The organism is Rhodococcus sp. IEGM 1409 (assembly GCF_030056735.1).
GTDB lineage: Bacteria > Actinomycetota > Actinomycetes > Mycobacteriales > Mycobacteriaceae > Rhodococcus_F.
Genome location: NZ_JASHKN010000001.1, coordinates 367,145 through 390,191, shown reverse-complemented (window position 1 = coordinate 390,191; position 23,047 = coordinate 367,145). Strand labels below are relative to the sequence as shown.

The following is a 23,047-nucleotide window of genomic DNA, read 5'->3' as shown; positions in this document are numbered from 1 at the left end:
CGCCCTCACTCCACACAGAACTCAGGAACCCATGTCACCGTTCGCCAAGATCAACTCGACCAGGTCGCCGTTGTTGTACTCGGCGATCGCCGCGCTCCTTCTGACCGTCCTCGTGGGTGGTGTTCTCGCTGTCGTCCGGCACAAGACCATCACCCTCGACGTCGACGGTGAGCAGATTCGCCTGAGCACCATGTCGACCAACGTCGACGGCGCTCTCGAGGACGCGGGTTACCCGGTCGGTGACAAGGACGCAGTTGCGCCCGCGGCCGACGCTTCACTGTCCGACGGCGACACCGTGGTGCTCCGTCGCGCTCGAGAGATCACGCTGACGGTCGACGGGCAGCCGCAGAAGCTCTGGACCACCGCGTTGACCGTCGACGACGCGTTGAAGCAGTTGGATGTCGCAGCAGATGTGCACGTGTCGGCTTCGCGCTCGCAGCGTCTCCCGCTCGACGGCGCCGCGCTCGACGTGCTGACACCGGTTGTCGCAAAACTGGTCGACGGCGCAAACGCGGCAGCAGACGTGCGTATTGCGGCTCCGACGGTCGGGGAGTTCCTCACTGCCAACGGAACCCCGCTCGAGCAGTCGGACACGGTTGTTCCAGCCGCAGATGCTCCGCTGACCGAGGGCCTCGAGGTCACGGTGACGCGTAACCGCACCGAGAACAAAATTGAGACCTTGCCGCTCGATCCGCCGGATCAGCGCATCGAGGATCCGACGATGAACCAGAGCCGTACGACCGTCGAGAACCCGGGCGTTCCCGGCGTGCGCGACGTGACGTTCGCCGTGAATCTCGTCAACGGTGTCGAGGCCGGACGCACGCAGGTGTCGGAGACGATCACCACACCGGCTCAGCCGAAGGTCGTGCGTGTCGGAACGAAGCCGGGTACCGAGGTGCCGCCCGTGGAGAACGGTTCGACGTGGGACGCGCTCGCACAGTGCGAGGCCACCGGCAACTGGGCCATCAACACCGGCAACGGTTTCTACGGCGGCGTGCAGTTCGATCAGAACACGTGGGAACGACAGGGCGGGTTGAAATATGCGCCCCGCGCCGACCTCGCCACCCGTGAAGAGCAGATTGCGATTGCGACACAGACCCAGCGCACTCAGGGCTGGGGCGCATGGCCGTCGTGCTCGGGTCGCCTCGGACTGGGATAAGTTCTACTGGTGTCAGACGCCGAACAATCGAACGAACCCATCGCAACGCCGCGCGGGCAGGCAGCCCTGCTCGGTCCGGTCGAGGTGCGCGCTCTTGCCGAGGAATTCGGTGTCCGACCCACGAAACAGTTGGGGCAGAACTTCGTTCACGACGCCAATACCGTGCGACGCATCGTCACCACGGCAGGCGTCACTCGTGACGACGTCGTTCTCGAGGTAGGGCCTGGTCTCGGTTCGTTGACGATGGCGCTGATGGACGTGGTCGATCGGGTTATCGCGGTCGAGATCGATCCCAATCTCGCGGCCCGACTCCCCAAGACGGTGGCCGAGCGAGCGCCGGAACTCGCTGATCGCCTGACTGTCGTCGAAGCCGACGCGATGCGTGTGTTGCCTTCGCAGATCCCCGGCGAGCCGACCGCGCTGGTCGCAAACCTTCCGTACAACGTCGCGGTGCCGGTGCTGCTGCACCTGTTTGCATCGTTGCCGAGTCTGCGGACCGCACTCGTGATGGTGCAAGCCGAGGTTGCCGATCGCCTGGCGGCTGATCCGGGAAGCAAGATCTACGGCGTTCCCAGCGTCAAGGCCAACTTCTTCGGCGAGGTTCGCCGCGCCGGTGCCGTCGGACGCAACGTCTTCTGGCCGGTACCCAAGGTGGAATCAGGTCTGGTTCGTATCGACCGGTATGCGGAGCCGCCGTGGCCGATGGACGAGAAGCACCGCAAGCAGGTTTTTGCGGCCATCGACGCCGCATTCGCGCAGCGCCGCAAGACTTTGCGTGCCGCGCTCAGTGGTTGGGCAGGTTCGCCTGCCGAAGCCGAACGACGACTTCTCGCTGCCGGCATCGAGCCGCAGATGCGTGGTGAGATGCTCGACGCAGCAGCCTTCGTTCGGCTGGCCGGAGGCGAATAGCCCCGTGCGCGGTTAAGGAGTGCAGGAACTCTCGAACCGCGCACAGGGGGCTTGCCCCCTTACTTGAACCGCCGCAACCTCAGGCTGTTGCTCACCACGAACACACTGCTGAATGCCATCGCGGCACCGGCGAGCATCGGGTTGAGCAGACCGGCCGCAGCCAGCGGGATCGCTGCCGTGTTGTAGGCGAATGCCCAGAACAGGTTGCCCTTGATGGTCTTGAGCGTCTTGCGGGACAGTCGAATTGCGTCGGCTGCCGACCGCAGGTCACCGCGCACCAGGGTGATGTCGCTGGCCTCGATTGCAACGTCGGTACCCGTGCCCATCGCCAGACCGAGATCGGCCTGAGCCAGGGCTGCCGCGTCGTTCACGCCGTCGCCGACCATGGCCACGACGCGTCCTTCCGCCTGCAGTTTCTTGACGGCGTCGACCTTGTCGGCCGGCATGACCTCGGCGAAGACGGTGCTGATCCCGACCTGATCCGCGACTGTGCGGGCAACGGTGGCGTTGTCACCGGTCAGCAGAACCGGTTCGAGGCCGAGTGCCTTCAACTGCGCGATTGCTTCGGCGCTCGTGTCCTTGACCGCGTCGGCGATCACGAGGATTCCGCGTGCCTTGCCGTCCCAACCGACCGCGATTGCGGTGCGCCCGGCCTTCTCTGCTGCAGCCTTCGCCTCACGGAGATTCTCCGGCAACGGCATCGACCAGTCGGCCAGCAGCGCGTCTCGGCCGGCGACGACGGCATGACCGTCGACCATTCCCTGCACGCCGCGTCCGGCGACGTTCACGAAATCCTCGACCGAAGGCAACTCGCCCACGGCTTCGGTCGCGCCCTTCGCGATTGCTGCGGCGATGGGGTGCTCGGAGCGATGTTCGAGGGCGCCGGCCAGTCGAAGCACCTCGTCGACGGTTGTCCCTTCGCTGATCACGGTGTCCAGCAATGTCATCTGACCGGTGGTGACGGTTCCCGTCTTGTCGAGTACGACGGTGTCGACTGCGCGGGTCGATTCGAGTACCTCGGGTCCCTTGATCAGGATTCCCATCTGGGCTCCGCGGCCGGTGCCCACCAACAGGGCTGTGGGCGTTGCCAATCCGAGGGCACAGGGGCAGGCGATGATCAGGACGGCGACTGCGGCGGTGAAGGCCGTCTCGATGGGGTTGCCGGTACCGAGCCAGTAGCCCAGTGTCGCAACGGCGATCGCGATGACAACCGGAACGAAGATACCGGCGATGCGATCGGCGAGGCGCTGAACTTCGGCCTTGCCGTTCTGTGCGTCTTCGACCAGCGCCGCCATCTGGGCGAGCTGGGTGTCGCTCCCGACGCGGGTGGCCTCGACGGTCAAGGTTCCGCCGACGTTGACGGTGGCGCCGACGACAGTGTCCCCGATACCGACTTCCTCCGGCACGGATTCACCCGTCAACATGCTCATGTCGACGGCTGAGCGGCCTTCGGTGATGATGCCGTCGGTGGCGATCTTCTCGCCAGGCCGAACGATGAAGGAGTCGCCCGCTGCCAGTTCTTCGGCGGGGATTCGTACTTCGACGCCGTCTCGCAACACCGCGACGTCTTTCGCACCGAGTTCCATGAGCGCGCGTAGTGCGGCACCGGACGTGCGCTTGGACTTGTGCTCGAAGTAGCGTCCGGCCAGTACGAACGTGATGACGCCCGCGGCAACCTCGAGGTAGATGTTGGCGCTGCCGTCCATCCGGTCGACCGTCAGTCTGAACGCGTGTTTCATTCCCGCTTCGCCCGCGGTGCCGAAGAACAGTGCGTAGAGCGACCAGACGAAGGCCGAGATGGTGCCCAGGGAGATGAGCGTGTCCATCGTGGCGGCGCCGTGACGCAGGTTCACCCAGGCGGCACGGTGGAAGGGAAGGGCCGCCCACACGATGACCGGCGCGGCCAGCGTGAGGGAGAGCCATTGCCAGTTGTCGAACTGGAGCGCAGGAACCATCGCCATCGCGATGACCGGTACGGAGAGCAGAGTCGAGATGATCAGGCGGGTGCGAAGCTCGCGCAGATCGCGATCCTGCGGAGTTTCCGCGTCCGGGTCGACGGTGTCAGGCGCGCTGGGCGGCTTGGGGAGCGAGGCGGCGTAGCCGGCGTTCTCGACGGCTGTGACCAAATCTTCGACGGGTACCCCGTCCGGGAAGGTGACCTTGGCCTTTTCCGTCGCGTAGTTGACGGTGGCTGTGACGCCGTCGATCTTGTTGAGCTTCTTCTCGATTCGTGACGCGCAGGAGGCGCAGGTCATTCCGGTGATCGCGAGTTCGACGCTACTCGAGTTGGCAGCATTGTCGACCGCAGTCGGTGACGTCATCAGTGCCCTCCCTCGTGATTGTCTGGAACTGAAGCTGCGGAAGTGCCTGCATCTACAGTGAATTCGGCGGTGCGAACCACGCCCTCGTGTTGGAAGTCGAGGAAAAGGCGATACGTGCCTTCACTCGGCGCCTGTGCATGGAAGGAAATGTCGGGACCGGGAGCAGTGACGCCGTCGCCCGGTTCACCCTCGGGGTGAACGTGCAGGTAGGCGAGGTCGCCGGTGCGCAGAGCAACAAGATGGCCGTAGGCACCGAGGTACGGGTCGAGATCGGTGACCGGGGCTCCGTCGCGAGCAACGCTCAGCGTGATCGGGCCGCCGGCAATGGTCAGATCACCGTCGAGAGTCACCGTGTATCCGTCGACCGTTGCGGTCGCACTCTTCGCAGGCAGCGGAGCAGGAGCGAATTCGCCTGCCACGTCGAAGTTTCGACCGAGAGTCAGTTGGGTGCCGTCGGTGGGGTCGAAGTCGGCGAAGACTCTGTAGGTACCGGCGACGGGCCAGGTCCAGTCGATCGACCAGGTGCCGTCTGCAGCGAGCGAAGGATGCACGTGGCGGAATTCGCTGGTGTCGTTTCTGACGACGATGAGGTGGAGCTTCTTCTCGTGCAGAAGGTCGAAATCGACGACGGGCTTGTTGTTGCTGTCGAGAATCCGGAAGGCCAAGGTCCCCGGCTCCCCAGCCCGATCGGGTGCGGTCACTTCAGTGAGTGTGTATCCGCCGGAAGAGACTTCGAGCCCTGCGGGTGTTGTCGAATCCATGCCTGGCATCGATTCGGTGGTTGGTTCGTGGGTGCTGTGCTGGGTAGTGGACATGTCTATCGGGCTTCCGATTGCGGCCCCCACGCCGAGGGCGGCGCCGAAGACGGCGACCAGCCCTACGGCGTAGGCGGCAAGTGTTGTCGAGGTGCGCACGGCTGACTCAGCTTGGTACGACTGCGTAGCCGGCTTCGTCGACTGCTGCGACGACATCGGCTGCGGAGACGGGAGCATCGCTGGTGACAACGACGCGTCCGCTCGCCAATTCGACATCCACTGCGGTTACGCCCGCGATGTTGCCGATCTCTTCCTTGACGGATCCGACGCAGTGTCCGCAGGTCATTCCGGAAACGGTGTATTCGGCGGTGGTCATCGCAGATCCCTTCGGTTGTGGAAAACTCATTTTACGGATACCCGGTGTAGGTATCTCTCTGCAGTTGAAGGTACCCCCAGGGGGTATACCTGTCAACGGGTTGGGCAGTGACGAAGGCCTCAGGGAAGACAACACGGCGAATGTGTGGTCTACTTGTGTTGGTCGTAAGTGTTTGTGTTTGTGTTTCCACGCTCGCAAATAGTTAGGTTGCGAGCGTTTGGACATCCTCCACGGATTTGTCTCAGAACGGTCGTAGTAAGTGACCCGGGCGGTCGAAGCGACTGCCTGTTGACACTGTGTTAGAGGAGATTTACATGGCAGAGGGCATCGTGAAGTGGTTCAACTCCGAGAAGGGGTTCGGCTTCATCGCTCCCGAAGACGGCAGTGCTGACGTCTTCGTTCACTACTCCGAGATCCAGAGTGGCGGCTTCCGCACTCTCGAGGAGAACCAGCGCGTGGCGTTCGAGATCGGTCAGGGCAACAAGGGCCCGCAGGCCACCGGCGTTACCATCGTCTAAGACGTCCATGTGAGTCGGGTAACCGACGCATGACGTACTGACAAGACCCCAACTCTTCGGAGTTGGGGTCTTGTTGCATTTGGGTGAAAAGCGCTGTCACGCATCGAGATACCGCTGAGTGGCGACTGCCGTTTCCGCCGCGATCGTCCGGCACTCTTCGCGGAGTTCAGGCGGATTCACTACGGTGAAATCGACGTCGAAAGCCCTGAGCCACTGTGCGATCGACCGCAGGGAAGTGCCCGAAAGCGCTATGACGCAACGCCCTTCGTCAGTGGACTCCACTGATCCCCACTGTTCGCTGACCATGGGTGCTATCTGCTCGATGGGTGCATGCAGTAGAACTGTTGCGCGCGTGGAGGAATAGGCTCGCGCGACACCGCGGGAAACGAAGTCTGCTGCACCACCGGCAGGTAGTTCCCGTGGCGTGAATCGTGGGCCGGTGGGGATCTTGGGTTCCATCCTGTCTACGCGAAATGACCGCCAATCTTCGCGAGCGAGATCCCAGGCCACCAGATACCACCGAACACCCGACCTCACGAGCCGGTACGGTTCCACCTCGCGCCGGCTCTGTGTGCCGTCGTGCGTGCTGTAGTCGAATCTCAAGCGTTCGTGGCTGTGGCACACTGACGCGATGGCGGTCAGGACCGACGCATCGACCGCGCTCGCGGCCGGTTCGCGCGGCACGACGTCGATCGACAGCGACTCCAGACGGTGCCGCAGCCTCGAGGGCATGATCTGACGCAGTTTCGCCAGCGCGCGCATCGAGGCCTCTCCGATGCCGACCACGGAGCCGGTCGCTCCGGATTGCAGTGAAAGTGCCACCGCGAGCACTTCCTCGTCATCGAGCTGTAGCGGGGGCATCTCCGCGCCGGCACCCAGGCGATATCCGCCGCCGACGCCGACCGTTGCGTCGACTGGGTAACCGAGATCGCGGAGACGGTCCACGTCACGTCGAACCGTGCGCGGGGTGATCGCGAGTTTGTCTGCGAGTTCGGCACCGGACCAGTCTCGACGCGTCTGGAGCAGTGACAGCAACCGCAGTAGGCGAGCCGATGTCTCCTTCATGGCAAGAAGTCTGCCAAACATTTAGGACCGTATGAGTCCTCAATTGAATTTAGGTTGGTCCACATCCGACCAGTCGAGAAGAAATTGGGGCCACATCATGAGTCGCAGCAATGACGGCAGACCGATGATCGAGACGAAGGCGCTCACCAAGCACTTCGCTCAGGGCAAGAAGCTCGTGGAAGCAGTCAAGGGAGTCACGCTCGACGTAGCGGAGGGCGAATTGGTCGCCTTGCTGGGACCGAACGGTGCCGGAAAATCGACGACGTTGCGCATGTTGACCACCTTGCTCGTACCCACGTCCGGCAGCGCGCGGATCGCAGGATTCGACATCTCCGCGGCACGGAACGAGGTGCGATCGAGCCTCGGATACGTCGGACAGGGGAACGGTGCCGGTCACAACCAGCGGGTTCGCGACGAGTTGGTGACGCAGGGGTTGTGCTACGGAATGCCCAAGGGCGACTCGCAGGTCCGGGCCGACGAATTGCTGCGTGATCTCGAACTCACCGAGTTGGGTACTCGAAAGGTCAGTACGCTGTCCGGCGGGCAGCGCCGGCGGCTCGATATCGCCCTCGGCCTGGTCCATCGCCCACCTCTTCTGTTCCTCGACGAGCCGACCACGGGCATGGACCCGCAGAGTCGGGCCAACCTCTGGGACCACATCCTCCGCTTGCGGCGAGAGATGGGCACGACGATCGTGCTGACCACGCACTACCTCGAAGAAGCGGATTCGATGGCAGAGCGGGTCATCGTCATCGACGAAGGCACTGTCATCGCCGACAACACCGCTGCCGCACTCAAAGCCGATCTTGCCGGAGATCATTTGTTGCTCACTTTCGACAGCGCCGAAGCGGCCGGCATCGCGGCGTCGGTGGCCGAGCAACTTGTCACAGTGCGTGACGTCGCCGTCGAGGCAAGTTCGGTGAGTATCCGCGCCGGCGAGGGTGATTCGACGCTACCGGTGTTGCTGCGTGAAGCGGATGCCCGAGGTGCCCGCGCTCTCACCGCCGACATCACGCGACCGACTCTTGACGACGTCTTCCTCACCCTCACCGGCCGCAGTCTGCGCGAGAGCGCCGCCGCGGTCGCTTCCTGAAACCCACGACAATGAACTTCGACGAACAGGAATCTGCCATGACAATCGCTCTCGATACTCCACGTACCGTGCACGGCAACATCGTTCGAGACAGCGCAATAGTGATGGGCCGTGAACTGCGACCGATGTTGCGCGACCCGGTGAGCGTTATCTTCAGTCTTGTTCAGCCGCTGATCCTGTTGGCGTTGTTCGGGCCTCTGCTCAAAGGGGTCCCGGGTACCGGTGACGGCGTGTGGAATTGGTTCATTCCCGGTGTGTTGGTGATGATCGCGATCTTCGGAACGACGATGACCGGGTCCAACCTCCTGATGGAGATGCAGCAGGGATCGCACGAGCGAATGTTGGTGACTCCGCTCAGACGCTCGTCCTTGTTGATCGGGAGGGCGTGCAAGGAGATGGTTCCGCTTGCCGCGCAGGCGATTCTGATCATTCTTGTTGCGCTTCCGCTCGGGTTGGACGTCAACGCAGCGGGCGCCGCGCTCGGGATCGTTCTGCTCGGAGTGTTCGGCGTCGGACTCGGTGCGCTCTCGTACGCTCTCGCTCTGGCTGTGCGGGAGCAGGATTGGATGTTCTGGGTCGTTCAGCAGACGCTGATGTTTCCGCTCCTGATCCTGTCGGGAACCATGCTTCCACTCGATGATGCGCCAGGTTGGATGAAGGTCCTCGTGAACGTCAATCCGCTGGGCTATGTCGTCGATGCCGAACGGGCACTGTTCGCCGGTGACTTCGCGTCGGGCAGCGTTCTGGCAGGAATCGTGGCCGCTGTGGGCGTTGCCGTCGTCGGTCTAGGAGTAGGTGTGCGCGCGGTGAAATAGCGTGGGTGTGCCGGCCGTCGGACGGGGCGCGACGGCAGGTGCCCCGGTCGCAGGTTTTCGCCCAGGTGTTCGCAGCGCCTATTGTTGTTCCTTGTGCTCTCCGTCGTTCCTCGCCCCGTAGTCGTCCGGGCCCCGTCCAAGGTGAATCTCCACCTTGCCGTCGGGGACCTGCGCGACGACGGCTATCACGAACTGACGACGGTGTTTCAGGCATTGTCGCTGGCAGACACCGTCACGGTGGCGCCTGCGGACACCCTGACCGTGCGGGTTATCGGTGACGACGCCGCGGCCGTGCCTACCGATCGCACCAATCTCGTGTGGCGTGCCGCCGAGATGCTCGCGGTCGAGGGTGGCGTGGCCGCGAACGTCGAGATCGTCATCGAGAAAGGCATCCCCGTCGCAGGCGGAATGGCCGGCGGGAGCGCCGACGCGGCCGCCGCGTTGGTTGCGCTCAACTCGTTGTGGAAGCTCGACTTCTCACGACCTGATCTCGACGCCTTCGCGGCACGCCTCGGGAGCGACGTTCCGTTCTCCCTGCACGGTGGAACCGCCCTCGGGACCGGCCGCGGCGAACAACTTGTCACCGTCTTGACCCGCCACACCTTTCACTGGGTGTTGGCGCTGGCCAAGGGCGGCTTGAGCACACCGGTCGTGTTCCGCGAACTGGACAAGCTTCGGGCCGAAGGCTCCCCGAAACGGTTGGGTAGTGCCGACGCATTGATTCAGGCGCTCACCACCGGCGACGCTCATCTGCTTGCGCCGCTCCTCGGCAACGATCTGCAGGCGGCAGCACTCTCACTCAACCCGGATCTACGACGGACGCTGCGAGCGGGCGTCGAAGCCGGAGCTTTGGCCGGCATCGTCTCCGGCTCCGGACCGACATGCGCCTTTCTCTGCGCCGACGCACAGTCCGCGGTGGAAGTGAGCGCAGAACTTGCGGGAGCGGGGGTGTGCCGCACCGTTCGCGTGGCGAGCGGACCTGTTCCCGGAGCACGAATACTCGACAATGCGGCAAAGGGACAGCACTGATGGCGAATCTGATCAATCTGGAAAACGTGTCGAAGTCTTTCGGCGTCAAGCCGTTGCTCGACGGGGTCTCCCTGGGCGTCGAGGAAGGCGAGCGCATCGGCGTCGTCGGCCTCAACGGTGGCGGCAAGACAACGATGCTCGAGGTCCTCGCGGGCGTGGAGCAGCCGGATTCGGGACGCGTGAGCCGCGTCGGCGGATTGCGTATGGCCGTCGTGACACAGCGCGGTGTACTGCCTCCCGGCTCCACTGTCGGTGAAGTGGTCCTTGGGCCGCTCGGAGTAGCTCAGCACGAGTGGGCCGGCGATGCGCGCATCCGTTCAGTGCTCTCGGGTATCGGGATCGACAACCTGGGTGCCGGTGGCGAACGGTCCGCATTGGACGCCAAGGTCGACGGACTGTCCGGCGGCGAGCGCCGCCGCGTCGCGCTGGCTGCAGCTCTTGTTCAGGACCTCGATCTGCTGGTGCTCGACGAGCCCACCAACCACCTCGATGTCGAAGGTGTTCAGTGGTTGGCCGAGCACCTCGTCTCACGTCGCAGTGCGCTTGTTGTCGTGACCCACGATCGCTGGTTCCTCGACACCGTAGCCACTCGCACCTGGGAGGTTGTCGGTGGCGGCGTCGAAAGCTACGAGGGTGGCTACAACGACTGGGTGTTCGCCCGCGCCGAGCGTTCCCGTCAGGCCGATGCGTCCGAAGAGCGTCGACGCAACCTTGCGCGCAAGGAACTGGCGTGGCTGCGCCGCGGTGCTCCCGCCCGTACGTCCAAGCCGAAGTACCGCATCGAAGCAGCAGAAGCCCTGATCGCCGACGTTCCGGCACCTCGTGACGCGGTGGCGCTTGCGTCGTTCGCGCAGCGTCGGCTCGGCAAGGTCGTCATCGAACTCGAAGACGCTCGTCTGGAAACCCCGGACGGCCGCGTACTCGTCGAGGATCTGACCTGGCGGCTGGCGCCGGGCGAGCGTGTCGGCCTGGTCGGCGTCAACGGCTCGGGCAAGACGACTTTGCTGCGGACGCTGGCCGGCGAACTCGAGCCTGCAGCCGGAAAGCGCATTCAGGGACAGACCGTCCACATCGGTTGGCTCAAGCAGGAACTCGACGACCTGCCGACCAATATGCGGGTACTCGACGCAGTCAAGGACGTTGCCGAGCGAATCACGTTGGGCGACAAGGACGTATCGGCCGGTCAGCTCGCGGAGCGGTTGGGCTTCACGCCGGCCCGTCAGCGCACACCGGTCGGAGATCTCTCCGGTGGTGAGCGCCGCCGCCTGCAGTTGACGCGTGTCCTGATGGCAGAGCCGAACGTCCTTCTGCTCGACGAGCCCACTAACGATCTCGACATCGATACGCTGCAGCAGCTCGAAGATTTGCTCGACGGCTGGGCCGGCACCATGGTCGTCATCTCGCACGACCGGTACCTGATCGAACGTATCTGTGACACCACCTGGGCGCTCTTCGGTGACGGCAAGCTCACCAACCTTCCCGGCGGTATCGAGGACTACCTGCGTCGACGCGCAGCGATGGGTGACGGCGACAATCCCTCCGTGGCCTCCACCGCAAGCGGGGCGTCGAAGAGCAAGCAGGTTCGCGACGGTGCTGCCGATCGCGCTGCACGCAAGGAACTTTCGAAGCTCGAGCGATCCATTGCGAAGTTCGACGACCGCGAGAAGAAGCTGCACGCTTCGCTCGCCGACGCGGCCACCGACCCGGACAAGTTGCAGAAGCTCGGCGCCGAACTCAAGCAGGTCATCGCCGACAAGGAAGCCGCTGAAGAGCAGTGGATGGAGCTGTTCGCCGAGCTGGACGGCTAGGGGAACTTCGCCCCGAACTTCTTGACGATTCGCTCTGGATCCAAGGTCTCCGGCGCCAGCCTACGCAGCAGAGCGTCCAGAACGAGCCCGTCCAGTGCTGCGACCAATTCCGCTGCATCGGACGAAGTCATGCCGCGTTCGATCAAGATGGCAACAAATCGATCCCGACCACGCACCAGTTCCACTGCGAGGTCGGGATCGTGGAATGACGCGATGATCAGTTCGTAGCGAGCACGAGTGCGACCGGACTCGGGCCCCAGCCACCGGGCAACCTGTTGCTTCGGCGTCTCGCCCGGGCGAGGAAGATCGCCGTCCAGAAGGTGTCGCACCACTTCGACTATCAGTCCACGTTGGTTCGCGAAGTAGTGCCGTGCGCTGCCGTGTGGCACGCCGGCTTCGTCCTCGACACCCCTCATGGACCAAGCCCGAAACCCAACCCGGCCCGTCTTTTTCGACATCCTGCTTGTGCTGTGCGTTGTTGCGATTGTGTGTTTCGCGGGATATGTCCTCTATCGCGTGGTGTTCGACGGTTAGGTGAATGTTGATGTACTTCAACAAGTCTCGGGTCGTGCACCTTCTTGAAGTTGTCCGTTATGTCTCTGGTTATCGAAAGTATGTTCGATTAAACTTTCGGTATGGACAGTCGGGAAGCGTGGCAGCTGGATGGTGAGGATCTCGAGAGTGAGGTTCTGGATCTGGTGCGCGTCCGGCACGAGTTGCAGTCGCGGATGGTGTTGCTGATCGTGGAGATGTTTTCCCGGGAGACTGTGGTCGGGAAGGGTTTTCGGGCGATTGCGCAGTGGTTGCATGGTTCGACGAATTTGGAGATCGGTGAGTGCAGTCTGCTGGTCGGGTTGGCGCGGTTGCTTCTGCTTGAACCTGTTGTGGCGGATGCGTTTCACCGCGGGGAGGTTGATGCGTTGAAAGCCCGCCAGGTGGCGTCGTTTTGTCAGCATCCGCCGAAGAACATGACGCCGGCGGATGTGGACAAGGCCCGCGGGATCTTGTTGGGGTTGGCGTCGAAGAACATTGCGGATTGTGATGTGGTGCGGGCGGCGATCCGCCGGATCGAGAAGCAGTACGGAAGACGCGAGGACGGCGTTCCGGTGGGGGAAGACTCGGAACGAAACGAGTTCTACGCGTCGAAAGGCTTGTACGGGCGTGTGTCGGTGAAGGGTGATTTGGATGCCGTGAACGGTGCCCGTCTGATCACGTTGTTGTCGAGTTTGTCGGCGCCGACGCCGGAGAAAGACGGCGTGAAGGACGCTCGTACTCCGGCGCTACGGCGGGCGGACGGGTTCTGTGAGTTGTTGCGGCGGTACGAGCGGGCGGGGTTGGGTCCGATCGAAGGCGGCGTGAAACCGCACATCACGGTCACCGCGTCGGCAAAGGACATGACCGACCTCAAAGCGTTGAAAGATCTACTACCTTCTACTCAAGAGCTCGGGTTTGCATGGACCGACTGGGTGGGTCCGATCAGCATCGATACCGCCCGGATGTTGGCCTGCGACTGCACCATCACTCGGATTCTGTTGGACGAGAACGGTGTTCCGCTCGAGTGCGGCAAGGAAGCAAGAACGGCGACGGTTCCGCAAAGGCGGGCGTTGGCGGTACGCGATGGCGGTTGCGCATTCCCGGGTTGCGGGACACCATCGGGGTGGTGCGATGCTCATCATATTGTTCACTGGAGTGATGGTGGCCCAACGGATCTCGATAATCTGATCTTGTTGTGTGGTCATCATCATCGGACGATGCACCACACGGAGTGGCGAGTGGAGATCGGCCCCGATCGGAAAACAGTGTTCTATCCACCCATGTCGATCGACCCGTATCAACATCCGATCGGCGGGAACAGCCCACCCACAGCGGCGTGACCATCGCCAATCGAATAGTGAGCACCGGGGCATCACCATGCCCCGGTGCTACGGCTGTCTAGTGTCAGAACGTGAGCGTGAGTCGCCCGTTCTCGTCGCTGATGTGAACGGTTCGCCCGATAGCCGGCGGGTTGTTGCCGCGAAGTTGGGTCAACTCGGCGGCATTCTCGGGACCAGTGTGACCGGCGACGCGGTGGCCGTCTGGCGTTGTTGCGATCACGAACCCGATCTCAGGCTCGCCAGTGCGGCCGTATTCGACAGAGGCAGTGACTATTTCCGCAGTGCCCTTGTAATCAGTGATCAGTTCCGGAGCCTCCGCAGTTAACGCGCGTGCGTCGGGTTCGCCGACGTACCCGTCAGCATGAGCAGCGGCGGACAACAGTACGCAGTGCTGGTAGGTGAGGAATCCACCGTTTCCGTGGACGAGGGCAAGGTTGGCGCCGTCACGAATTCGCCTGGTGACCTCGGCGACAGAATGCAGGGTGTAGCTGTTGAGTGGCCCACCGAAGAACGAGTGACCCCCGGTGACGCTCGGGATCGCGGTATCTGCGAGCCCGAGTTCGCGGATCAACAGCTTGGGCACGATCGGGAAGCAGCTGTAGGCATCGACGATGTCGAGTGCTTCGGCGCCGACTCCGGCACCATCGAGTGTGCGATGCACGGCGTCGTGCATCGCGGCTGAATTGTCGAAGCCGTTGCGGCTGAGGATGTCCAACGGATCACTGGCACCCGCGCCGCCCCAGAGGTAGACCAGTTTGCTTTCGTCGATACCGAATTCGATGGCCGTCGACAATGAGCAGACGACAACGGCCGCAGCCTGATTGACGAAGGGCATGGCGTTGAGCATCAGTGGGTACGGCTCGGAGACCATCCGATTGCGGGGGCCGACGGTGCCGATCTCTTCCGCCGATCGGATCTCCGACGTCCAGGAAGCGGGATTCTTCGACGCCAGCTCCGAGAACGCGGCGTACATCCTCGCGGACCAGGCGAGCGATTCGCCGGCGCCGTGGCCCTCGGCAGTACTGAAACAGTTGTCGAAGAGCGGGTAGACGCGCGTCGGCACGATGAAACCGGCGCGCTGCATTTCGGGGCTTCCCAGGTCGGTCGGATCAAATCCGGGAGGCCCACCCGGCGCTGCTGTCCACCCGATCGAGTCGGGGGTGACTCCCGACTTTCGCAGCGCAGTGCTGCTGGCGTGCGATTCTCCGCCCACGAGCAGAGCAACCGAGGATTCACCGCGGGCGATGGCCGCGCCGATCCGATCGAGGATCGCCGCGGGCCAGTGACCACCGATCGGAGAGGTCGAGGTGATCGTGGGAGTCGCGCCCAGTCGTGAGGCGAGCAGTCCGGGGAGATCGTCGTACGACCAGCTGACGGTTTTGACCGCGTACACGGAATCGATCTGTGTTCCCAGCTCAGTGCGTCCACTGTCGTTCAAGGCGGCGACCGTGGCGTCGTGAATCAGATCGAGAGGTTCGCGGTGCCCGTCGGCTGGGTTCCAGCGCAGATCGCCGACGCCGACGATGACCGGGATTCGTGATGCGTCAACCATCATGTACCTCTCGTTGCCGGCCCGTAGCCGGGAGTTGCAGTCACGATATCGGGGCCCGCGGTATATGTAACTCGCGGGTGACACTCAACATTTTTCAGGATCCTATTTAGGTATGCCTAACGAAAGTCCTATACTCGTCATCATGACAGCTGTGGCAGAGAGAATTTCGGTGCCCGTGGGGCCGCGTTCCATCGATCACCCTTACTCGATGACAACGGTGACTCTGAAGCTCTCTCACCAGCGGCAATGGGCACCGCACCGCCACCCCGAACATGAGCTGATCTGGGGAAACTCCGGCGGAATGCTCACGGTTGTCGCTGACGGCATCACCTGGGAGGTTCCGCCTTCGGCGGGGCTGTGGTTGCCTGCCGGCGCGCTGCACGCGGTGAAGGCGGGTCCGGGTACCGAATTCTTCTGTACCTACTTCCGGCCCGAGGCTCACGCCGCGCCCTCGGGCGTTCCGGGCCTGTTCGGTGTCAGTGCTCTCCTGCGTGAGGTACTCCTGCACATGCATCGGCGGAACATGCCCGACGAGGCGCGTAGTCGCGCCGAGCGGGTGGCATTCGACATGCTGCAGCCGCTCGAAGTTGCTGCGGTGGAGGTTCCGATGCCGACCGATCCGCGGGCGCTGTTCGTTGCCGAAGCGTTGGTCGCCAATCCGGCAGACCAGCGGTCGCTGTCGGAATGGGCACTGACGGCTGGCGGCAGTGTCCGGACGTTGACGCGCGTGTTCGCTCAGGGCACGGGAATGACCTTTGCACAGTGGCGAATTCAGATTCGAGTCCGCGCAGCACTGACGTATCTGGCTGCTGGAGTGCCGGTTTCGGTTGTCAGTAGGCGCGTCGGGTATGAAACCCCGAGCGCGTTTGTTGCAGTGTTCCGCCGGGTCACCGGCCGTACGCCCGGCAGCATGATGAACAAGGGGAGTGTGGCACCCGAATCGGTGCCGTACCTTCTGCACGCTTGAGATAGGTCGCACCGGACGGAAGTGCCCGGTGCAACCGTCGCGGTCAACGCCGCGGCGTGGACCATGCTTCCCACAGCTCCGCGTACCGACCCCCGAGGTTGACCAACTCGTCATGAGAACCTTGCTCGACGACGCGGCCGTCGTCCATCACCAGGATCTGGTCGGCGTCGACGGCCTGTGAGAGTCGGTGCGCCACTGTGACAGCTGTGCGACCCCGGGTCAGAGCGAGCGCGGCATCGTCGAGGACCCTGGCTCCGGCGCTGCCCGCTTCGGCGGTCGCCTCGTCGAGAATCAGCAGTGGCGGATCCAGCAATTCGATTCTCGCCAACGCGAGTTGCTGTGCCTGTGTCGCGGTCAGTCGATGTCCACCGTCCCCGACTACGGTTTCGAGTCCGCCCGGCAGTGCCCGCAGCCAATCCGACGCGCCGACGGTTTCGAGCGCTGCGCTGATGTCGTCGTCGGTTGCGGAGGGGTCGGCCAGCCGTAGATCCTCGGCCAACGTGCCGGCAAAGACGTGGACCTCCTGCGTCACGAGGGCCACCGCGCTTCGAGAAGTCGACCGTGGCAATTCGTTCCGAGGAACATTCCCGATCTTCACGACGCCTTCGGTCGGCTCGTAGGTTCCCGCGATCAGTTTTGCCACCGTCGATTTTCCGGCTCCGGTTGCGCCCACGAGTGCTGTGACGGTCCCTGCCGGAATGGCGATGTCGATGTCGCGCAGAACAGGAGCATCGCCGCTACGGTACGAGAATGTCACGCTTTCCAAAGATGCTGAGCTGTCGACAGGTTCATGTGGATCGGACGGCGCGGGTGGCACAGGCGCAAGCGTGACTCCGACCAGCCGAGCCAACGCGATTGTGCCTTCCTGCAATTCGTCGAACACGCTCAGAACCGCGCCGACCGGATCGAAGAGACGGTGGAAGAACAATGCTGCGGCGGTGGCGGCGCCGATGCTGATCTGACCGTCTCTCACCAGCCAGAAGCCTGTGATCAGCACGGCGGACAGGCCGATGAACTCGGCGATGTTGAGCCGGCCGAAGAACCTGGTGCGTAGACGCGTGGTCAACAAGCTGAGCCGGACGGCCGCCATCGATCGAGATTCGATCTGTTCCAGGTGGGGCTGAGCCAGACGTAGTGACCCGACGGTGTCGGAGTTGCTCAGTGAGTCCAGGAGCTGTTGAGCACGTGCACCTTCCGCCTCTCGCTCCTCTCGGTAGACCGGTGCCGACCTCGAGAGATACCAGCGCAGCGCCTGGATCTGGATTGGCGCCGCGATCACCGCGGCGACGGCGAATCGCCAATCGAGGCTACCCAATCCGATCAGGGTCAACACGATGGTCAGTGCCGCGGTGGCAAAAACCGGAAGTGCTTCGGATACAGCGCGGGTCACCAAGCGGACGTCCCCGGTGATACGGGAGACGAGATCTCCGCGCCCTGCTCGTTCGACGTCGCTCTGCGGAAGATCGAGAACCCGGACGACAACTTCTTCGCGTAGGTCAGCGACAACACGTTCGCCGACACCGGCGAGCAGATAGTTGCTGACTCCGACGAGGAGGGAGGAGGCAACCGCGATGGCGACCAACGCGAGAGTCAGTGTGCCGATGCGCGAGACAGTGTCGCCGTCTCCGTCTGTCACGACGTCGACCATCGCACCGAGGGCCAGTGGCGTGAGCAGGCCGATCGCGGTCGCAGCGGTCAGAGTGACGCCGGCGGCGATGGCGGATATCCGGTGTGGACCCATCAACCGAAGTGCTGCGCGGCGTGCCTGTTTCGGTGTTGCGGTGGGGAGTAGTTCGTTCACAGCTCGATCACCCGATCGCAGATATCGAGCAGCACGGGGCTGCTGGTCAGAAGAAGAGTCGCGTGAGTACCGCGCACCTCGGCGATCCCGCGTGCAATTCGCGCTTCGGTGACGGAGTCGACGGCAGTGGTGGGATCGTGCAGCACCAGGACCGGAGCTTCGCTCGCCAGTGCCCTCGCCAAAGCGATGCGTTGTCGCTGACCGCCGGAGAGCGAATTTCCCTGCTCGGTAACTCGTGTGGCGAGGCCGAGTGGAAGTGCAGAGATCACCTGATCTGCGGCAGCGGCGGCGATGGCCTCGTCACTGCGGCTGCCGATCGGTGCGAGTGCCTCGATATTGTCACCGACTGTGCCGATGAACAGGGCTGCGTCGTGCGGTGCAGCCAGAACATGGGTCCGGAGCTCATCGATGTGCAGTTCGTGAATGGCATTGTCGCCGAGATGAATCGTTCCGCTCGAAGGCTCGATTCGACGAGCCAGTGCGTCTACCAATGCATCCGCCCACGCGGCGTTCTCGGTGACGATGCCGATGATCTCGCCACGTTTGACGTCGAGATCGACCGGTGACATTCCGGCCAACACGACGTCACGCAGCGCCAGGAACTCCGAGTGGTGCAGGCGTACAGGTTCACTCGCGGGAATGACAGCCTCGCCGGTCCCGAGAAGCGCTGCGACGCGGTTGGCGGAAGCGCGGGCCCGTGCCAGGCCGGCGCCGAAGTAGATGATGTCGATCAACGGACCGCGAAGGAACTGTGCCAGACCCACCACGGCAACGAATTCACCGACCGAGATGCTCCCGGATGCTGCCATCCGCCCACCTACGTACGCGATGACGGCGAGGAAAGCGCCGGCGATCGCCACGTTCGCGGCGGAGTACATCGCTTGGTATCGCTGTGCGCGAAGGGTTGCTTCCAGCGAAGTCCGGCTGGCTCCCCGATAACGCTGCGCTGCAGCGTCTCCGGCGCCGATTCCGGACAGGATTCGAAGGCCCGACAATAGGTCCGCGGCCAGTGCACCGGCCTTGGCGCCCTGCCATTGATCGGTTTCGGCTCGGCGTTCGAGCGGTCGGCTGACCACCTGCATGAGGGCCAGTACCGGGGGAGTGCCCAGGATGACGAGCAGACCGAGTGGTGCCGAGATCACGAGCAGCGAGATCGCTGCGGTCAGTACTCCGCAAGCAGCGGCGAGTTTTGTGCTCAGCGTGTGCGTGAATCCGGCCACCGAACCCGCGTCGGATGTTGCGATCGAATAGACCTCGCCAGGCATGCGCCGCGGTGACATTCCGTGCGGATCGAGGCTTCGGCGCGCGATGTCCATCCGCAAGCGGTGTGCTCCGTGCTCGGTAACGGAATCGGAGATGCGCGCAGCAAAGCGCCAACTGAGCAACAAGCCGGTGAAGAGAATTCCGAGAACCAGGATCCACTTTCCGAGTGCTGCCGCATCGCTGGTCGCCACAGCTCGGTCGATGACCGCACCGATCACCACCGGCACCAACGCTTCCGCGACCTGGTGGCCCGTGAATCCGACGGACGCGGCCGCCAGCTTGGTTCCGCGTCCCTCGGAAGCGATCGCGCGTGTGATTACCTGGCGCGGCGTGATCGCCGGGCTGGTTGGGGGACCGTTTGTATCGGCCGAAAGGAGTGGTGTCGAAAGCACTGGGTCCACGCTAGGGACCGTGGGCGGTAGTCAGAAAGTCACACAGGTGCCAATACTTGTCGTGAACAGGCCATACGTCTGGCGGTGGCCGAATCGCGATAGTAGTTGGCCCCGTTGCGGCGGGGAAGGCGTCGACTCATCGACAACACTGCAATAAATTAAGGTCTACCTTACTTAGCGCGGGTTAACTATGTCCGGAAGTCGGATTGATCCTCGTGTTCGAGTCCGGTTCATGTTCCATCGATGTTGGAGATTGTTGTGAGTCTTGTGTTCGGCGAGGTACTTCACAAGGAGTACGTGACCCCGGGAATGGTTCGTATCGTGTTCGGTGGGGAGGAGCTGACCGCGTTCGAAACCACCGGCACCGGTGACGAATACCTGCGTCTCCACTTCCCGGTCCCGGCCACGGGCAAGTTCGTTCTGCCGGCGGAAGATCCGGACGCGCCGCGCGGTTGGCGGTACCCGGAGGGCGAGGAACCGTCCCCGTGTCAGCCGTACACCGTGCGACGGTTCGATTCCGAAGCCAGCCGCATGACGATCGACTTCGTCGTTCACGAGGGCGGCATCGCCAGCGACTGGGCGCAGAAGGCCGAGATCGGCGACAAGTTGGCGATCGGCGAATCTCGCGGGCTCTACGAGCCGCCGGCCGACGCACGCTGGCAGGTATTCGTTGCCGACGCGACTGGACTCCCCGCCCTCGGGCGCCTGATCGAACAGTTGCCCGCCGGCCTGTCCGCGAAGGCAATCGTCGAGGTGGTGGACGAGTCTCACAAGCAGCAGATCACCTCCGCGGCCGACGTCGAGTTCATCTGGCTTGTCGGTAGCGGCAACGGTGTTGCACCGTCGAAACTCCCGGACGCGGTTCGCGCGATGAACCTGCCCACCGATCTCGGATACGTGTGGGTGGCCGGCGAAAGCACGATGCTCCGTGACATCCGCAAGTACCTTCGCCACGAACTGAAGTTGCCGGGTGAGCAGTACAAGGTCATCGGCTACTGGACCTACAAGGCCGAGGTGTGGAACGCGAAGTACGAGGCCCTCGACGAAAGTGTCCGCGCGGCACTCGATGCGGCGTGGGAATCGGACCGCGACGAGGAAGAGATCCGCGACGAGGTCGAGAAGACTCTAGAGAGCGCCGGCCTGTGACCGTTGGATTCGACAAGAGTGCTGTCGACAAAAGCACTCTCGACACGAGCGTGGCCGACAAGAGCGCAGTCGACAAACACACCGAAGAGCTGATCGACGAGTCGCTGCAAGAGAAGCAGAAGCAACCGGACGGGCTGGTATCGACCAACTCTCGTCGTATGGCAGGTCTTCTGGTGTGCCTGGTGGTGCTCGGCGCCGTGCTCCTTCTGAGTATCGCGGTGGGATCGAAGACCATTCCGTTCGGCACCGTGATCGACGCGCTGCTGAACTACGACGACTCCAATGATCACGTGATCATCCGTGACCTGCGGCTACCGCGTACTCTGCTCGGTCTGATAGTCGGTATGGCGCTCGGTGTGGCCGGTGGCCTCATCCAGGCGATGACACGAAATCCCCTGGCTGACCCCGGAATTCTCGGTGTCAATGCCGGCGCGGGGTTCGCGATGGTTGTTGCCGTCGCGGTCTTCGGATTGACCAGCATCTGGTCGTACATCTGGTTCGCTTTCCTCGGAGCGGTGATTACCACGGCGATCGTCTACACCCTGGGGTCGATCGGCCGAGGTGGTGCGACGCCCATTCGGCTGACCCTGGCCGGTGTTGCCATCGGCTCGGTGCTCGGCGGCATCTCTTCCGGCATCACCCTGCTCAACCCGACTGCCTTCGACCAGATGCGTCAGTGGAATGCCGGCTCACTCAGCGGACGTTCGCTGGAAATCGTTCTCGCCGTTGCCCCCTTCATTCTCATCGGGCTCTTCCTGGCGCTCGCATTGGCGCGCCAACTCAACGCCGTGGCCTTGGGTGACGATCTGGCTCGTTCGCTCGGTGCCAACATCACCCGTACTCGTATCCTCGGCGTCATTGCGGTGACCTTGCTGTGCGGCGCGGCGACAGCTGCGGCCGGGCCGATCGGATTTGTCGGTCTGATGGTTCCCCACGTCGCGAGATGGTTCGTCGGGCCAGATCAGCGATGGATTCTTCCGTACACGTTGGTGTGCTCGCCGATTCTGCTCCTCTTCTCCGACGTCGTCGGCCGAATCGTGCTGCGCCCGGGTGAACTTCAGGTTGGTATCGTCACGGCCTTCATCGGTGCTCCGGTACTGATCATGCTGGTGCGTCGAAGCAAGGTGAGCGGCCTGTGAGCATCGACTTCGGGCGCCCCACCACAGTGGTGCGCTCACCCAAAGAGGGTTGGTCCGCGCGGATCGACGTCCGTACGGTCACGGTCTGCCTCATCCTCGTTGCGCTTGCCCTGGCGATCGGTGTCATCGCCCTCGGTAGTGGTGACTACCAGGTGCCGATCGGGGACGTCCTCGGCGCACTGTTCGGCGAAGCTCCCGCGCGTATCCACATGGTCGTCGTGGAATGGCGTCTGCCCCGAGTTCTGTTGGCGCTGGTGCTCGGTGCGGCACTGGGCATGAGTGGTGCGATCTTCCAGTCGCTCACCAGGAATCCGCTCGGTAGCCCGGACATCATCGGCTTCAATTCCGGTGCGTACACGGGCGCTCTGGTGGTCATCCTCCTCATCGGTGGCACTTACTACGAGATCGCAGTCGGCGCTCTGGTGGGCGGAATCGCCACCGCTGCAGTCGTTTACCTGCTTGCGTACAAGCGTGGTGTGCAGGGGTTCCGGCTGATCATCGTCGGTATCGCCATCAGCGCGATGTTGGGCTCGGTCAACACCTGGATGATCCTCAAGGCAAAGCTCGACGACGCCATGGCTGCCGCAGTGTGGGGTGCCGGTTCGTTGAACGGTCTCGGCTGGACTCAGGTGTGGCCGGTGGTTGTCGTGCTGGCCATCCTCATTCCGCTGATCCTGGTGTTGGGCAGGCGGATGCAGATGCTCGAGATGGGCGACGACGCCGCCAAGGCGCTCGGCGTCCGGGCTGAACCCACCCGGCTTTCCCTGGTTGTTCTCGGCGTCGCACTGACAGCCATGGTGACAGCTGCTGCCGGGCCCATCGGGTTCGTCTCGCTGGCCGCTCCGCAGTTGGTCAGACGATTGACCGGTAGCGCCGGAGTGACCCTGCTGCCGTCGGCGGCGATGGGTGGAGCGCTGCTGATGGTCAGCGACTGGGTGGCGCAGCGAGCTTTTGCACCGACGCAGTTGCCGGTCGGCGTCGTCACCGTCTCCATCGGTGGCATCTATTTTGTTTGGCTTCTCGCGCGAGAGGCCCGTAAGCAGTGATCGGTGAAGGAACGAGGAA

The 23,047-nt window shown here is 63.3% G+C and carries 20 protein-coding genes; 12 read left to right on the top strand and 8 right to left on the bottom strand.

What is annotated here, in order from left to right:
• The first annotated feature begins 31 nt into the window (after positions 1–31).
• Both QM716_RS01905 and rsmA read left to right on the top strand, forming a co-directional pair.
• Complete coding sequence (locus QM716_RS01905; RefSeq protein ID WP_283301991.1) at positions 32–1,159, top strand: resuscitation-promoting factor; 1,128 nt, start codon at positions 32–34, stop codon at positions 1,157–1,159.
• 9 nt (positions 1,160–1,168) lie between these two features.
• Positions 1,169–2,068: a 16S rRNA (adenine(1518)-N(6)/adenine(1519)-N(6))-dimethyltransferase RsmA gene (gene rsmA / locus QM716_RS01900; protein ID WP_283301989.1), complete on the top strand. Its 900-nt coding sequence runs from the start codon at positions 1,169–1,171 to the stop codon at positions 2,066–2,068.
• 59 nt (positions 2,069–2,127) lie between these two features.
• Here the strand turns inward: rsmA and QM716_RS01895 are convergent, their stop codons facing one another.
• From QM716_RS01895 to QM716_RS01885, 3 genes are read right to left on the bottom strand one after another with little or no spacing between them, the layout of a single operon-like run.
• Positions 2,128–4,389: a heavy metal translocating P-type ATPase gene (locus tag QM716_RS01895; protein WP_283301987.1), complete on the bottom strand. Its 2,262-nt coding sequence runs from the start codon at positions 4,387–4,389 to the stop codon at positions 2,128–2,130.
• A complete protein-coding gene (locus QM716_RS01890; RefSeq protein WP_283301985.1) occupies positions 4,389–5,303 on the bottom strand; it encodes a DUF8832 domain-containing protein in 915 nt (304 codons plus the stop codon). Before QM716_RS01890 ends, QM716_RS01895 begins: the two co-directional genes overlap by 1 nt.
• 7 nt (positions 5,304–5,310) lie before the next feature.
• Positions 5,311–5,520, bottom strand: coding sequence for a heavy-metal-associated domain-containing protein (locus QM716_RS01885; RefSeq protein WP_003946267.1), 210 nt, complete (start codon positions 5,518–5,520; stop codon positions 5,311–5,313).
• Between the two features lie 314 nt (positions 5,521–5,834).
• Here QM716_RS01885 and QM716_RS01880 point away from each other — a divergent pair, with 314 nt between their 5' ends.
• Positions 5,835–6,038, top strand: coding sequence for a cold-shock protein (locus QM716_RS01880; RefSeq protein ID WP_003946232.1), 204 nt, complete (start codon positions 5,835–5,837; stop codon positions 6,036–6,038).
• Between the two features lie 96 nt (positions 6,039–6,134).
• Here QM716_RS01880 and QM716_RS01875 read toward each other — a convergent pair whose 3' ends face one another.
• Positions 6,135–7,103, bottom strand: coding sequence for a helix-turn-helix transcriptional regulator (locus tag QM716_RS01875; protein WP_283301982.1), 969 nt, complete (start codon positions 7,101–7,103; stop codon positions 6,135–6,137).
• 97 nt (positions 7,104–7,200) lie between these two features.
• Between QM716_RS01875 and QM716_RS01870 the strand changes: the two genes are divergently transcribed.
• The 4 genes from QM716_RS01870 to QM716_RS01855 all read left to right on the top strand — a co-directional run bounded on the left by QM716_RS01870 (position 7,201) and on the right by QM716_RS01855 (position 11,848).
• Positions 7,201–8,196 (top strand): ATP-binding cassette domain-containing protein, encoded by a 996-nt coding sequence (locus QM716_RS01870; protein WP_283301980.1) that lies wholly within the window; start codon positions 7,201–7,203, stop codon positions 8,194–8,196.
• Positions 8,197–8,234: 38 nt separating this feature from the next.
• On the top strand, positions 8,235–9,011 hold the full coding sequence (locus QM716_RS01865) for an ABC transporter permease (RefSeq protein WP_283301978.1): 777 nt from the start codon (positions 8,235–8,237) through the stop codon (positions 9,009–9,011).
• Positions 9,012–9,104: 93 nt separating this feature from the next.
• A complete protein-coding gene (locus QM716_RS01860) occupies positions 9,105–10,040 on the top strand; it encodes a 4-(cytidine 5'-diphospho)-2-C-methyl-D-erythritol kinase (protein ID WP_283301976.1) in 936 nt (311 codons plus the stop codon).
• Positions 10,040–11,848 carry an ABC-F family ATP-binding cassette domain-containing protein gene (locus QM716_RS01855; protein ID WP_283301974.1) on the top strand — a complete coding sequence of 603 codons (1,809 nt, stop codon included), beginning with the start codon at positions 10,040–10,042 and terminating at the stop codon, positions 11,846–11,848. The genes QM716_RS01860 and QM716_RS01855 overlap by 1 nt, the downstream gene beginning before the upstream one ends.
• Here the strand turns inward: QM716_RS01855 and QM716_RS01850 are convergent.
• A complete protein-coding gene (locus tag QM716_RS01850; protein ID WP_283301972.1) occupies positions 11,845–12,264 on the bottom strand; it encodes a TetR/AcrR family transcriptional regulator in 420 nt (139 codons plus the stop codon). The two genes, QM716_RS01855 and QM716_RS01850, sit on opposite strands and share 4 nt — an antisense overlap.
• 219 nt (positions 12,265–12,483) lie before the next feature.
• Between QM716_RS01850 and QM716_RS01845 the strand changes: the two genes are divergently transcribed.
• Complete coding sequence (locus tag QM716_RS01845) at positions 12,484–13,722, top strand: HNH endonuclease signature motif containing protein (RefSeq protein ID WP_283301970.1); 1,239 nt, start codon at positions 12,484–12,486, stop codon at positions 13,720–13,722.
• A gap of 64 nt (positions 13,723–13,786) precedes the next feature.
• On the opposite strand, the gene QM716_RS01840 is transcribed toward QM716_RS01845, so the two are convergent.
• Entirely contained in the window at positions 13,787–15,277 is a 1,491-nt protein-coding gene (locus QM716_RS01840) for an acetyl-CoA acetyltransferase (RefSeq protein WP_283301968.1), read from the bottom strand.
• A gap of 139 nt (positions 15,278–15,416) precedes the next feature.
• On the opposite strand from QM716_RS01840, the gene QM716_RS01835 reads away from it, so the two are divergent.
• Positions 15,417–16,241, top strand: coding sequence for an AraC family transcriptional regulator (locus QM716_RS01835; RefSeq protein ID WP_283301967.1), 825 nt, complete (start codon positions 15,417–15,419; stop codon positions 16,239–16,241).
• Between the two features lie 43 nt (positions 16,242–16,284).
• On the opposite strand, the gene QM716_RS01830 is transcribed toward QM716_RS01835, so the two are convergent.
• Complete coding sequence (locus QM716_RS01830; protein WP_283301965.1) at positions 16,285–18,042, bottom strand: ABC transporter ATP-binding protein; 1,758 nt, start codon at positions 18,040–18,042, stop codon at positions 16,285–16,287.
• A complete protein-coding gene (locus tag QM716_RS01825; RefSeq protein WP_283301963.1) occupies positions 18,039–19,697 on the bottom strand; it encodes an ABC transporter ATP-binding protein in 1,659 nt (552 codons plus the stop codon). Before QM716_RS01825 ends, QM716_RS01830 begins: the two co-directional genes overlap by 4 nt.
• Before the next feature lie 258 nt (positions 19,698–19,955).
• On the opposite strand from QM716_RS01825, the gene QM716_RS01820 reads away from it, so the two are divergent.
• Genes QM716_RS01820 through fepG form a run of 3 tightly spaced genes read left to right on the top strand, consistent with a single transcriptional unit; the run spans position 19,956 to position 23,028 of the window.
• Positions 19,956–20,843, top strand: a complete 888-nt coding sequence (locus tag QM716_RS01820; RefSeq protein WP_283301961.1) for a siderophore-interacting protein — start codon at positions 19,956–19,958, stop codon at positions 20,841–20,843.
• Entirely contained in the window at positions 20,840–21,982 is a 1,143-nt protein-coding gene (locus tag QM716_RS01815; RefSeq protein WP_283301959.1) for a Fe(3+)-siderophore ABC transporter permease, read from the top strand. The genes QM716_RS01820 and QM716_RS01815 overlap by 4 nt, the downstream gene beginning before the upstream one ends.
• Positions 21,979–23,028 carry an iron-enterobactin ABC transporter permease gene (gene fepG, locus QM716_RS01810; protein ID WP_283301957.1) on the top strand — a complete coding sequence of 350 codons (1,050 nt, stop codon included), beginning with the start codon at positions 21,979–21,981 and terminating at the stop codon, positions 23,026–23,028. Before QM716_RS01815 ends, fepG begins: the two co-directional genes overlap by 4 nt.
• Positions 23,029–23,047: the final 19 nt, after the last annotated feature.